Genomic DNA, 13,855 nt, shown 5'->3' with positions numbered 1-13,855 from the left:
ATTTTGTGATTGCGAGTGCAAATATAGTGAGTTTTTCTAGATCACAAAACATTTTTTAATAAAAAAAACAACTGTTTTTTACAACAAGCTTAAGTGTTTTGTTTTGTGTGGGTTAGCGCGTTGTTTTGTTTTGCCTGTTTTAAAAAACGGACTAATACGTTACATATTCTGTAATTTCAAGACCATAACCAATCATCCCAACACGTTTTGTTTGTTGTGTATTAGACACTAATCTAATTTTTGAAATATCAATATCATGAAGAATTTGAGCTCCAATTCCATAATCTTTGGTATCAATAACTACTTTTGGAGCTTTCATTGTACCATTCGATTGTAATGCTTTCAATTCGGAGATTCGATTAAGCAAATTCACAGCCGTCATATCCTGATTAATAAAGATTACAGCACCTTTTCCGTCTTCATTGATGATTTTAAACATATCATCCAGTTGTTGGTCCACGTTATTGGTTAAAGTGCCTAATAAATCATTATTTACCTGCGAGGAATGAATACGGGTTAATATAGCTTCTCCAAGATTCCATGTTCCTTTCGTTAAAGCAATATGAATTTGTTTGTTGGTTGTTTGTTCGTAAGCTCTTAGTCGGAAAGTTCCAAAACGGGTTTCGATATCAAAATCTTCTTTTTTAACAATCAGACTGTCATGTTGCATTCTGTAGGCAACCAAATCTTCAATTGAAACTAATTTTAAATTGAACTTTTTCGCTACAACAACCAATTGTGGTAAACGGGCCATTGTTCCATCCTCATTTAAAATTTCGCAAATAACCCCGGCCGATTTAAAACCAGCTAATCTTGCAAAATCAATAGCAGCTTCTGTATGTCCTGTTCTTCTTAAAACACCACCTTGTTTGGCAACTAAGGGAAAAATGTGTCCAGGACGCGCTAAATCGTGTGGTTTGGTATTTGGATCGACTAATGATAAAACAGTCTTAGCTCTGTCAGCAGCAGAAATTCCTGTGGTAACTCCATTTCCTTTTAAATCAACAGAAACCGTAAAAGCAGTTTCCATATGATCGGTATTGTTGCTAACCATGGCACGTAAGTCAAGTTCCTTGCATCGGCTTTCGGTTAATGGCGCACATATTAATCCACGACCATGTGTGGCCATAAAGTTGATCATTTCAGGAGTTATTTTATCGGCAGCAGCCAAAAAATCACCTTCATTTTCGCGATCTTCATCATCAACAACAATTATTACTTTACCTTGACGAATGTCTTCGATAGCTTCTTCTATAGTGTTGAGTTGTATTTTTGTGGCAGACATTTTATTCTTTATTTTGAGATGGAATTATTTTTTGATACACTTTTTGAAATGCTTTTTGGATAGGCGTAAAGAGTACGTCTAAATTGATTAAACCAATATCATTTGTGGCACGATAGGTTAGTAAAAGTGCTAGTGGGGTTAAGATTATTGATGACATCCAGGAACCAAGAAAAGGAGCTAAGCCATCTTCTTGCGAAATTCTTTTGCCAAAAGTATTGATAAAGTGAAAGGAAATAAAGATCAATACAGCAAATACGATTGGCAAACCAATGCCTCCCTTTCGAATAATAGCACCCAAAGGAGCACCAATAAAAAACATTAAGAAACAAGCATATACAATGACAAACTTATCATTTAAAGATAAAATATGGACGTTTATGTTTTTCTTTTTATTGTCTAGTTCTGTTTTTGTAGCATCAATAGAATACAAATTGCTTTGAGTACTACTACTAGCTGCATTTAAGATTTTACTTTTTTGTTCGTTATTGTAAACCGATAATAAATTTTTTAACAATGGTTTTTTTTGGGTTTGAACAGGAGGACTATTATTGTTTAAAGTTTGTATCCTGGTACCGCTATTTTCTGAAAAAGCAATAATTTCTGCATCTCTATTTTTAGTCAATGAATCTAAAGTGTATTTTAAATCACTAACATTTAGCATGTTATTGTTTGATACCGATTCGTCTTTGGTATCTACTTTATTCATTTGAGATAAATCTATGTTAATGCGGTATTTTTTAAACGAACTTTTTGCAAATGGTAATTTTCCTCTCTCCTCATACTTTTTGGGTACGATATCTTGATAGTAATTACCATCATTCAAAACTAATTGAAGAAGATTGGTTCCTTCGTTACTAACTAATTCTCCATCTGTAGCACGGATTACAGTTTTGCTGCCATCACCATTTTGAGATTTTTGATGAATCGTAATGCCAGTAAGATGATTTCCGTTTTTTCCTGACTTTTTATTGACCTTAATATTATACATTCCAACATCGCTGAATTGTCCTTCGGTAATAGCAAGAGCAGGTTTGGCTTGTGCAATGTTTTTTCTGAAATTGATGAACTTAAATTCAGCATAAGGAATTACATTGTTTGCAAAGAAAAAGGCAATAATACTCAATATAGTAATGGCAATAGTCAAGCTTCTCATGGCTCTTTGCAATGAAATACCAGATGATTTCATCGCAGCAAACTCATAATGCTCAGATAAATTTCCAAAAGACATTATTGAAGCCAGTAATATAGAAAGAGGCAATACTAAAGGTATAATTCGTGGCATCGCAAAAGCCAAAAATTTAACGACCATCATGAAGTCTAGGTCTTTACCAGCTAAATCGGCAATAAATAACCAAACTGTTTGAAGTATGAATACAAAAAAGAGGATTACAAATACCGTAGCAAATGTACCTAGAAATGTTTTTAATAAATATTTGTCTAGAATTTTCACTAAATAATTAGTCTAATTTATTGATGGTATAGTTAGGATATTTACTTGCCGCAAAGGTAAATTGATTTTTTGGTAATGCTTGGTTTGTTTTAAAAGAATTCACTGTTAAGGTAGTTTTTGTTCCTTTTTTACCAATTTCAATTACATTGTAGAGGTTGTTGGTTTTAGAATCAACACCTACTAAAATCTCTTTTCTTTGATCTTTTGGATTGGTAGAAACCAGTTTAATGTATTGTATTTTTTTACCGTTAACATTTTGAACAATATCCATCGAAAATTTATAGCCTTTATTAAAAAAAGTCAACATTTTTGAAGGAGTAATGGTAGTTTCATCTTTTTCATTTAGTGTAGAAACAGTAATTTCTTCATCTTCGGGAACAATAGTATATGTTTTTTTTCCATCAAAAAGCTTAGTAATTCCCATGAAATTCAAAACATATTGATTGCCTTTCATAACAACAGTTCCTTTACTATCCTGATTGATATTCTCTTTAGCATTATTTAATGAATATTTAAAATCAATGGTAATGTTATCGTAACTTTTTACTTTGGCAGTTACTTTGTCTAATAAGGCCTTTGCTTTTGTATCTTGTGCCTGAGTTGTTAATCCAATAAAAAAGACCATTGTAAGTGCCAAAATTGTTTTCATTCCTATTTTCTTTTGTAGTATCATTTGTTCTGTGTTTTGTTGTCTGCAAATTATTTTATTGTGTTCCGTAATTATTAGGGCGTGACTCTATTTAGGAAAGGGGCTTATTTATGTTTGCGGTCATTAGCCCCTTCCCTAAATAGAGTCGGGCTATCCGCGCTACTTCGGTAGCTAGCTTCTATCCCTCACGCAAACCGAGTAATAAGAAATTTGGTGCAAAAGTAAAGAGCTAAAAAGTTAAAAGCATTAAAAAAAAGCTAAATTTCATTCTCTGCATTCTATTTTAAAATTCTGTCTTCCACACAAACCACATCACCCAATCTTTGTCATATCGACGAAGGAGATATCTTCACAAGTGGCTCGACAATCTAATTCAAAAATATTTGCTTTTATAAATTCAATATTGAGGAATTGTATTGCGGAGATCCCTCGTTCCTCGGGATGACAATATTGCGGTCTTAATGCTGCAAACTGAACATTACAATCTAATTCTCGTTATTAAAAAACTGTTCTAATCCAGTCAAATCCTGAATGTTTACACTTCTGGCTTTACTACCTTCAAAAGGACCTACAATTCCTGCAGCTTCTAGTTGGTCAATTAATCTACCAGCTCTGTTGTAACCCAATTTTAGTTTTCGTTGCAATAATGATGCCGAACCTTGTTGAGCGTTTACGATAACTTCAGCAGCTTCTCTAAATAAAGTATCTCTTTCTGAAATATCCATTTCTAAGCTTGGACCGCCATCTTCTCCAACAAATTCAGGGAGTAAATAAGCAGTTGCGTACGCTTTTTGTGAGCCAATAAAATCTACAATTTTTTCAACCTCTGGAGTATCTACAAAGGCACATTGTACCCTTACAACATCATTCCCATTAGAGTATAGTAAATCTCCACGACCAATTAATTGATCTGCTCCTTGTGTATCTAAGATAGTTCTTGAATCAATTTTTGATGATACTCTAAAAGCAATTCTAGCAGGGAAGTTAGCTTTTATTAAACCAGTAATTACATTCACCGATGGTCTTTGTGTTGCAATAATTAAGTGAATACCAATAGCACGAGCCAACTGAGCCAAACGGGCAATAGGCATTTCAACTTCTTTTCCAGCAGTCATAATCAAATCGGCAAACTCATCAACAACCAAAACGATATAAGGCAAAAAGCGGTGTCCATTTTCAGGATTTAATTTTCTAGACTTGAATTTTTCATTGTATTCTTTGATATTTCTAACCATCGCATCTTTTAGAAGATTATAACGATTGTCCATTTCAACACAAAGAGAATTCAAGGTATTAACCACTTTTGCATTATCAGTAATAATTGCATCATCAGTATCTGGAAGTTTGGCTAAATAATGTCTTTCAATTTTATTAAAAAGTGTTAGTTCGACTTTTTTAGGATCGACCATGACAAATTTAATTTCTGCAGGGTGTTTTTTATAAAGCAACGAAGTAATTACTGCATTCAATCCAACAGATTTTCCTTGTCCGGTAGCACCCGCCATCAGTAAGTGAGGCATTTTTGCTAAATCAACTACAAATGTTTCGTTCGAAATGGTTTTCCCTAAAGCAATAGGAAGTTCCATTTCAGCTTCTTGAAATTTGGCAGAACCAATCACACTTTTCATCGAAACCATTGTAGGATTCTTGTTCGGAACCTCAATACCAATCGTTCCTTTTCCAGGAATTGGAGCAATAATACGAATTCCTAATGCCGAAAGTGACAAAGCAATATCATCTTCTAAACTTTTAATTTTAGAAATACGAATTCCAGCTTCTGGCACAATTTCATATAAAGTTACCGATGGACCAACGGTCGCTTTAATTTGTGCGATTTCAATTTTATAGTTGCGAAGCGTTTCAACAATTTTATTTTTGTTTTCTTCTAATTCCTCTTGATTGATTGTAATACCGCCAGTCGAATATTCTTTTAATAAATCGATTGTAGGATATTTATAATTCGATAAATCCAAAGTCGGGTCAAATAATCCAAAATCAGAAACTAAGCGTGACGCTAAGTTGTCTTCAATTAGGTCTTCCTCAACGGCTTTTTCAATTACAAAAGCTTCTTCTTTTACGGGTTCTGCTTTAGGTAAAATATCCATTGGAAGTGGCTTGAGCGTTGGCTCTAAATTAATTTCAGAAGAACTTGAAATCGTAGGTTTCAAAGCTTCTTTATTAATTTCAAATTGTGAACCAGTTGTTTTTAAATGGATGTTATCTAATAATTCTTCATCTACTTCTTCAACAGGTTCTTCTACAGCAAATTCTTCTAGATTATAACTAGGGTCATTTGAAGAAACAACTATTGGGCGAATAGCCATATCGTCGTTAATTTCTTTTTTAGTGCTTTCAAAAAACGATTGTACCTTCTCAGGAGATATTTGTATTTTAAAAATCAAATAAATAATTAAACCAAAAACAAGAACTAAAAGTGTTCCAGTTTTACCTATAAAATCTTGGATGAATAAATTCAATTCGTATCCTATAGTTCCTCCCAATTCAGGAACTGAAGTGGCAAAAAAGCCAAATAAAACAGAGATAATAATAATAGCAAATAAGTCCCAAAACCAAGTGCCTTTTAGTTTTTTGATCGAAAGATCCAGAACTAAATACATTCCGGAGAGGAAAAATAAACGTACAAATAGGAAAGAGGCAATTCCAAAACCGCGATAAATGATTAAATCGGCAAGATAAGCTCCGAATTTACCGAGCCAGTTTTGAACAATTTCTTTACGATCTGTCAATTCAGAAACCGCACTTTGGTCTATTTGTCCATAGATAAAAAAGGAAACAAATGCAACCAATAATGCTATTGAAAATAAAACCAAGAGAGCACCCAAAACAATTTTATGTTGTTTGGTTAATTGCCATGATTTTAAATCTTTAGATCCTGATTCATTTTTTTTATCTAAAGTTTCTTTTTTTGTAGATTTTGCCATTCTTGAGTTTACTTGAGCCTATAAAAATTTTGGGATATAAATAATAAGACCAATTGCTATTGCTGTTAAACCCGCAAAAAATACGGCTCCAGCTGCAATATCTTTAATAAAGCCAATTCTTTCATGGTAATTAGGATGAATAAAATCAGCAATTTTTTCAACAGCTGTATTCAAGCCTTCTATACTCATAATTAAACCGATAGCCATAGTTTGAAAAAGCCATTCAGTAGTAGAAATATGGCAATAAAAACCTGCAATAGTCATAAGGATTCCAATTGAAAATTGAACCATGATACTATGCTCGGTTGTTATTAATTTTACGGCACCTTGAAAAGCGTATTTTACGCTTTTCAATCGACCAGTAAGTAAGGTGTTGTCTTTTTTAAATTCCATATAGACTATTAAAGTGTAGCTAAAGCAGCTTCGTAATTAGGTTCGTTTGCAATTTCTGCAACTTGTTCAGTGTGAGTTACAACTCCGTTTTCATCAACAACGATGATTACACGAGAGTGTAAACCTGCTAATGGTCCGTCAATAATTTCTAAACCATTGTTTTTTCCAAAAGCACCTTCTTGAAAGTCAGATAAGTTAACTACGTTTTCAAGACCTTCAGCTCCACAAAAACGTTTTTGTGCAAATGGTAAATCTCTTGAAATACACAAAACTGTAGTGTTAGCTAAGTTGCTGGCACTTTCGTTGAATTTTCTAACAGAGGTAGCACAAGTTCCAGTATCGATACTTGGAAAAATATTTAAAACTAATTTTTTACCTGCAAAAGTGCTTAAGTTAGCTATTGATAAATCGTTTTGAACTAATTTAAAATCAGCTAGTTTTGAACCAATTTTTGGTAATTCACCTGAAGTGTGCACTGGATTTCCTCCTAATGTTATAGTCGCCATATTATTTGTTTTTTTTTGTGAGGTTCAAAAGTAAGGATTAATATTTAAATCTAAAAGTATTTGTTGCTTGTGGGGAGAGAGTTGTTAGTTGTTGGTTATGAAGTGTGAATTATTTGTTGTTAGTTTTGAGATTGTTTTTGATGTTTAATTTTTCATTTCTAAAACGAGATGTTCTAGAGGGATTACTTCAGAAATATTTACTCTAATACAGGGATTAGAGAATTTAATTTGAGGTTAGCTATTTAAGCCAGATAATATCTCAATGATAGGGTACATAAGTGTAAAAATAATTAGTCCTAGCTATTGGGAAGGTAGGTCGTCTTAATAAAAAAAAACACCCTCATTTCTGAAGGCGTTATTTTATTTGAAGTAAAAAGAATTATTTGTCGATAGAACCAAGAACTCTTTTCATGAAAGTATTCAAAGCTTCTTTTTTGTCCATTCCGTCCTTGGTCATTTTATGAACTTCAAGGGCGCCGTACATATTCGAAATTAATTCTCCTATTACGTCTAGCTCTTCATCTTTCAATGAAGGGATTTCGGTCATTGCTTCCAGAACTTCAATAGTTTCAATTAAATAATCTTGATCGTTTTCTTCAATAAATTGAGATAAATGCTTGATTACAGGTAATTTCATTTTAGTTAATTTATTGGAATAGATTAAACAATTTCGTTTACCAATTCGATTAAAACTTCTTGTTTATTAGTTTGGGTTTCGTTTACTAATTTTCCGTTTACGAAAGTAGCAAATGTAGGCAGGTTACTTACATTGGCTAGTTTTCTTGATTCAGGAGAATTTTCAGCATCAACCAAAACAAATGAAATTCCGTCGTTTTCTGAAGCCAATTTTTTGAATTTTGGTTTCATAATTCTACAATTTCCACACCATGAAGCGGAAAATTGAACAACCACTTTTTCATTTTGAGCCACTAAGGTTCCTAATGTATCTTCGTTTAATTCTATTAACATGTTTTTCTTTTAAAGTTTCTAAGTAACTAAGATTCTGAGTTGCTAAGTTTGTTTTTGGTTTTATAAGAGGTTCCAAGTTTTAAATCTTAGCGACTTAGAAACTTAGAACCTTAGTATCTTAAAAGAATTAGTTTGCGCTTAAATATTCAGCAGTACTAAGTCTGTCAGCAGTCATTGCTTCTTTACCCGCTTCCCAGTTTGCAGGACAAACTTCACCTTTTACTTGAATGTGTGTGTAAGCATCAACCATTCTTAAATATTCGTTTACGTTACGACCTAATGGCATATCGTTTACACTTTCGTGGAAAATTTTTCCAGTCTCATCAATAAGGTATGTAGCTCTGTATGTTACGTTAGATCCTTCAACAATAACTGAATCAGTATCTTCGCTATAACTTGTAGATTCAATATCAAGAATTCCTAAAATGTTTGATAAGTTTCTGTTTGTATCTGCAAGAATTGGGTAAGTAACACCTTCGATTCCTCCATTGTTTTTTGGAGTGTTTAACCATGCAAAGTGAACTTCGTTAGTGTCACATGATGCTCCAATAACGATTGTGTTTCTTTTTTCGAATTCTGGTAAAGCTGCTTGAAAAGCGTGTAATTCTGTTGGACATACAAAAGTAAAATCTTTTGGGTACCAAAACAAAAGTACTTTTTTGTTGTTTTTTGTAGCTTCCTCAAAAATATTGATTTTCAAATTGTCTCCCATTTCTGAGATAGCGTCTACTGCAATACTTGGGAATTTTTTACCTACTAATGACATATTTATTAATTTTAGTTATTTAATTTTTTAATTTGGTGCAAAGATAAGTGATATAAAAAGGGACTTTAAATAAGTTTTTATTATTATTTTTTATCTATAAATAGTTTTTGATTATTTGTAAAGTCTAGATTCCTGTTAATGAAACAGGTAAGCTTCCTTTGGCTTTTTTATCTTCTAATAATTGTTCGGCTGCGCTTTCTTGAAACTCCACAAAATCCTGATACATTTCGACAATTCCTATGGTTTTGTCGAGATTTGGAATAACCTGTAAGGCATAAGGATTACCAAAAACATACAAAATACATTTTTTGGTTTGAAATAATTGCCCTAAAAATTCTAAAACAGAATCTTCTAAATCAAAATTATTCAGAGGTTTTGCTTTCGGAACAAATAGCGAAACGAGTATGGTATCAAATGGTGTGAGATCCTCCTTTATACTTGTATTGATTAAATCATCTGCATTTTCAATTGCATATTCCGGGGAAGGTAAGAAGGAACCTAAAGTGGTGAAAAATGGATTTTCAATCGTTTTGTAAACACTCAATTTGGCCAAACGTTCTCTGTTTTTAGCATCAAAAACGATTATGGAATTGTTTTTGTCTTTGATATCTGTAATGCAATAATCGGCTATTTTTCGATTCAAATCCGAAGTGATTTTAAAGTCAAAATCAGCTACAATTGTTTTATTTTCTTCAAAGAGACCTGCCTTTTGTTTGCATTTCATAATGCGGTTTAAACTTTCTTCAATGCGTTGTGGAGTAGCATTTTTTAGAATTTCCTGAATACCTTCGGCTACGTTTTCGGCAAAGCAAAGAACGTCATTTCCAGCGTTGAAAGCTTCCCATTCTAATTGTCCCTTAGTATCATATAATTTAGAAACGCTGTGCATATTTAAAGCATCGGAAATTATTAAACCATCATAACCCAAACGCTCACGTAAAAGGGATTCAATAATATTTTTGGATAAAGTAGCCGAAGTTTCTTTTCCATCGTTTAAAGCTGGAACTGCTAAATGACCAATCATGATTGAATCGACTTGGTTTTCTATTCCTTTTATAAATGGGACTAATTCGTTTTCTAGTAATTGCTCCAGATTTTCTTCTAAAACAGGTAATCCCAAATGTGAATCTACGCTGGTATTTCCGTGTCCGGGAAAATGTTTCAAACAGCCCAAAATTCCAACATCCGACATTCCTCTAAGATATTCTAATGCGTATTGGGCAACTTTTTCTTTATTGGAACCAAAAGAACGATAGCCAATTACAGGATTGTTAGGGTTGTTATTAATGTCTGCTAATGGTGCCAGATTATAATGTATTCCAGCTGATTTTAAGTCTAATCCAATTTGTTTACCTACTTCATAAATCAAATCGATTTTTCTTTCGGGTAAAGCACCAAGCGTAATAGCATAAGGATATTGTGGTGTTTTTTCGACACGCATCGCCAAACCCCATTCAGCATCGATACTCATTAACAGGGGAGTAGTGGCGCATTTTTGATAACGAATAATTAAATCTTTTAAACGTTGATAACTATCATCGTTAAATTCTACTTTTTTCTTCGATTCATAATTGGTTGCCGCGCTGGCTCTGCTATGAAAAAATGTCAATCCACCAATGTTGTAATCTCTGATTAAGCGTTCTGTTTCTTGAATATTTTCCTCAGTGTCGTTGATGAAAACGGCTGGAAAAAAGAATTGTCCGATTTTTTGTTCTAGTGTCATTGTTTGAAAAATTAAGCTTCTATTTTCTTTCCATAATCCTTTGGGAAAATCAAAAAGCGAGATAGAATTAAACCTGGAAGTGTTGCTAAAAGCACCCAAATAAAGAAGTTTCCATAGCCTAAATATTCTTGAATAAAACCACTTGCCATTCCTGGAAGCATCATACCCATTGCCATAAAACCTGTAGCAATGGCATAGTGAGCTGTTTTGGATTCGCCTTCAGCGATATAAATTAAGTACATCATGAAAGCTGCAAAACCAAATCCATAACCAAATTGCTCAATAATAACCACTGTATAAATGTAATAAATTGAAGTAGGATGAAAATGTGCCAGTAAAACAAAACCGAGAATAGGTAAGTGCATGGCTAAAAACATTGGTAACATCCATTTGGTTAACCCTTGTTTTGATATCGCAATTCCTCCTAAAATTCCACCTAATAATAATGCGATAAGTCCAAAAGTTCCATAAATCAAACCAATATCTTCAGTTTCTAAACCCATTCCTCCTTTGGGAATATTTTTTTGAGTTCCTTTATTAGTAATCAATTGATTTATAAGTCCAATTCGGGTTTTATTTAAATTTTGATATTCCACTTTATCTTTGCTTTCCACTTCTGTTAATGGTTTTTTTGCATTTGCCATTTCAGTTGATATTGGAAGTTTAGCATATAGTTGTTGCAGCTCTGAATCTGATAATTTTTCTCCGCTCTTTACTTTTAGATTGAATAAGTCTAATGCTTTTGTCTCACCATCATCTGAACTTGACTCTACTAGTTCGTATCTAATTGGGTCTACTAAGAAAGGAGTTAGCATTTTAAGTAATTGGGATTCTCCTAATCTAAAAAGAAGAATAAAAGCCAAAACAATTCCTATTTGTTTCTTTTTAAAAAAACTAGCAAAAACAGAACCGAAGCTTTGTTCTTCGGATTTAGATGCTTTTTGAATAGCGTTTATTTCTGTTTTTGGAGTAGAGAAGAAATTATATATAGTTAAAAATACCATCAAGAGTCCAACGAAGATCATTGTGTAGGACCATGCTTTTGTGTTGTTAGCATATTTATTTTCCAGATATCCTGCTAATAATACGATTAGACCATTTCCTGTAAGCATAGCCATTCGATAAAAAGTACTTCTGATACCAAGAAAAAGTGATTGTTGTTCTTTTTCTAAAGCTAATAAATAAAATCCATCAGTAGCCACATCATTTGAGGCGGAAGCGAAGGCAGCTACCCAAAAGAGCGCTAAACTTACAAGGAAAAAATTACTGAACGGAATGGTAAATCCAACAATTAAAAAGACAATTGAAATAACTAATTGCATAGTTAGAAACCATTTGCGTTTGGTTCCGTGTAAATCAATAAATGGGCTCCATAAAGGTTTTATAACCCATGGCAAGTACAATAAACTAGTATAAATACCAATATCTTCATTACTAATTCCTAATTTTTTATACATTAACACAGAAACAGATGTGATAATAATGTATGGAAAACCCGATGCAAAATTTAATAACGGAATCCAATACCAAGGCTTGTTGTCTTTCATTATAAGTGGTTTTATTTTAAGGCTTTATTTTGTTTGTGTTTCTACTTCCAAATCAATTATGGTTTCAGGACTTTCGTTTGCATAATAGTCAACGAAAGTAAAGGCAAAAGCTGCTTTTCCAATCATTTTATAAGCTGGAACTTCGATACTGAATTCATTGTTTTCTTCAATAACAGCAATTTTTTCTAAAATTTGAGAGGCGTCGTTAATGTTTATTTTAGCTGAATTTTTAGCAGCATATACAATGATATAGCGAACTTGTGATGGTAGTTTCGGTTTTTGAAATGAAACATAATAACTTGCTGTATCCTTAGTAATTGAATTAATTAGCAAAGTTTCGGTAATAGTCTTTTTTAAGTTAGGAACTGGTAAAGGTAATGCTGGATATTTGTATTCATTCTCTTTTAGGTATTTAACCACATCTTGATTTTTATTTATAAACCATTTGGCGCTAAAAAAACCATTTCCTTGCACATTTGGGTAGTTACGCGCGAAATCAATTTGATTTGGAATTTCATAAATATTATTCCAATGTTTATCTGAATCTGATTTGATTTTATATGTGCTGTTTCCTATATATAAAGCAATATTATTTGGGACATTCTCAGACCACCATTTCAATAATTTAGAATAGTTAACTGCCGAAGGTGATTTATAATCAATACTCCAATACAATTGAGGGATGATATAATCAATCCAATTGTTATTCATCCAGTTCATAGGATCGGCATATAAATCATCATAATTACTAGTGCCGTAAGTTTCTGAACCCTTTAGGTCTAATGTTTTGTTACGCCAAACTCCAAACGGACTGATGCCAAACTGAACCCAAGGTTTTAGTTTTTTGATGCCAAAAGAAATGTTTTTTACAAAAGTGGTTACATTTGAACGTCTCCAATCTTCAAGTGAAAGTCCGTTTCCATATTTTTGATACGATGCAGTATCATTAAAATCAAGTCCTTTTATTTTATACGGATAAAAATAATCATCAAAGTGAATGGCATCAATATCATATTTTATAACCACTTCTTCTACTATATTCGTCAAGTGTTTTTGGACTTCGGGAAGAGCGGGATTGTAGTAGTATTTGCCACCATATTCAATCATCCATTCACGGTGTTTGTTGTAATCATGATCAATACTTAAGTTTTCGGTTTTTAAATCCATTGTAGCACGATAAGGATTCATCCAGGCATGAAATTCAAAACCACGTTCATGACTTTCTTCGATCATCCATTTCAGAGGATCAAAATTTTGAGGAGGAGCTTTTCCTTCACTTCCAGTTAAATATCGGGACCAAGGCGCTAATATACTTGGGTATAATGCATCACCGACAGAACGTATCTGAACGACTACCACATTGTAATTGAGTTTTTGATACGTATCTAAAATTTGGATAAAGTCAGCTTTTTGTTTTTCAACTGAATCCCAACTGTTTTTGGGCCAGTCAATGTTGACAACAGTTGCAATCCAAACAGCTCGAAATTCATTTTTGGGATGCATCTCTCTTCTTTGGGCAAACCCAATAATAGTTGAAAGGAGCAAATATATAGTCGGGTATAATAAGGACTTCTTTATATACATTATTTAATCTTTTTATAAAGGAATCAAAAGTAGTTTTTTTA

At 32.9% G+C, this 13,855-nt stretch carries 12 protein-coding genes; all 12 read right to left on the bottom strand.

Going from position 1 to position 13,855, the window contains the following annotated elements; all coding sequences use genetic code 11:
• Nucleotides 1-151 precede the first annotated feature (151 nt).
• The 12 genes from ribB to CLU82_RS00645 all read right to left on the bottom strand — a co-directional run bounded on the left by ribB (nt 152) and on the right by CLU82_RS00645 (nt 13,814).
• Nucleotides 152-1,285, bottom strand: coding sequence for a 3,4-dihydroxy-2-butanone-4-phosphate synthase (gene ribB / locus CLU82_RS00700; RefSeq protein ID WP_100841279.1), 1,134 nt, complete (start codon nt 1,283-1,285; stop codon nt 152-154).
• Between the two features lies 1 nt (nt 1,286).
• Entirely contained in the window at nt 1,287-2,735 is a 1,449-nt protein-coding gene (locus CLU82_RS00695; RefSeq protein WP_100841278.1) for an LptF/LptG family permease, read from the bottom strand.
• Nucleotides 2,736-2,742: 7 nt separating this feature from the next.
• Nucleotides 2,743-3,384, bottom strand: coding sequence for an outer membrane lipoprotein carrier protein LolA (locus CLU82_RS00690; protein WP_100844883.1), 642 nt, complete (start codon nt 3,382-3,384; stop codon nt 2,743-2,745).
• A 485-nt stretch (nt 3,385-3,869) separates the two neighbouring features.
• The gene (locus tag CLU82_RS00685; protein WP_100841277.1) at nt 3,870-6,326 is read right to left on the bottom strand and encodes a DNA translocase FtsK; all 2,457 of its coding nucleotides are present in this window, start codon (nt 6,324-6,326) and stop codon (nt 3,870-3,872) included.
• An 18-nt stretch (nt 6,327-6,344) separates the two neighbouring features.
• Entirely contained in the window at nt 6,345-6,719 is a 375-nt protein-coding gene (locus tag CLU82_RS00680) for a diacylglycerol kinase family protein (RefSeq protein WP_100841276.1), read from the bottom strand.
• An 8-nt stretch (nt 6,720-6,727) separates the two neighbouring features.
• Complete coding sequence (gene tpx / locus CLU82_RS00675; RefSeq protein ID WP_100841275.1) at nt 6,728-7,225, bottom strand: thiol peroxidase; 498 nt, start codon at nt 7,223-7,225, stop codon at nt 6,728-6,730.
• Between the two features lie 379 nt (nt 7,226-7,604).
• The gene (locus CLU82_RS00670) at nt 7,605-7,862 is read right to left on the bottom strand and encodes a hypothetical protein (protein WP_100841274.1); all 258 of its coding nucleotides are present in this window, start codon (nt 7,860-7,862) and stop codon (nt 7,605-7,607) included.
• A gap of 23 nt (nt 7,863-7,885) precedes the next feature.
• On the bottom strand, nt 7,886-8,194 hold the full coding sequence (locus CLU82_RS00665; protein ID WP_100841273.1) for a co-chaperone YbbN: 309 nt from the start codon (nt 8,192-8,194) through the stop codon (nt 7,886-7,888).
• Nucleotides 8,195-8,321: 127 nt separating this feature from the next.
• Nucleotides 8,322-8,960, bottom strand: coding sequence for a peroxiredoxin (locus tag CLU82_RS00660; RefSeq protein WP_100841272.1), 639 nt, complete (start codon nt 8,958-8,960; stop codon nt 8,322-8,324).
• A gap of 124 nt (nt 8,961-9,084) precedes the next feature.
• Nucleotides 9,085-10,683 carry a glycoside hydrolase family 3 protein gene (locus tag CLU82_RS00655; RefSeq protein ID WP_100841271.1) on the bottom strand — a complete coding sequence of 533 codons (1,599 nt, stop codon included), beginning with the start codon at nt 10,681-10,683 and terminating at the stop codon, nt 9,085-9,087.
• 11 nt (nt 10,684-10,694) lie between these two features.
• Nucleotides 10,695-12,230, bottom strand: a complete 1,536-nt coding sequence (locus CLU82_RS00650) for an MFS transporter (protein WP_232735182.1) — start codon at nt 12,228-12,230, stop codon at nt 10,695-10,697.
• 24 nt (nt 12,231-12,254) lie between these two features.
• Nucleotides 12,255-13,814 carry a glycoside hydrolase family 10 protein gene (locus tag CLU82_RS00645; RefSeq protein WP_100841269.1) on the bottom strand — a complete coding sequence of 520 codons (1,560 nt, stop codon included), beginning with the start codon at nt 13,812-13,814 and terminating at the stop codon, nt 12,255-12,257.
• Nucleotides 13,815-13,855 lie beyond the last annotated feature (41 nt).

Origin of the sequence: Flavobacterium sp. 5 (assembly GCF_002813295.1) — a bacterium.
GTDB lineage: Bacteria > Bacteroidota > Bacteroidia > Flavobacteriales > Flavobacteriaceae > Flavobacterium.
Note: the sequence above shows the minus strand (reverse complement) of the source record. Positions and strands in the feature narration are given on the sequence as shown.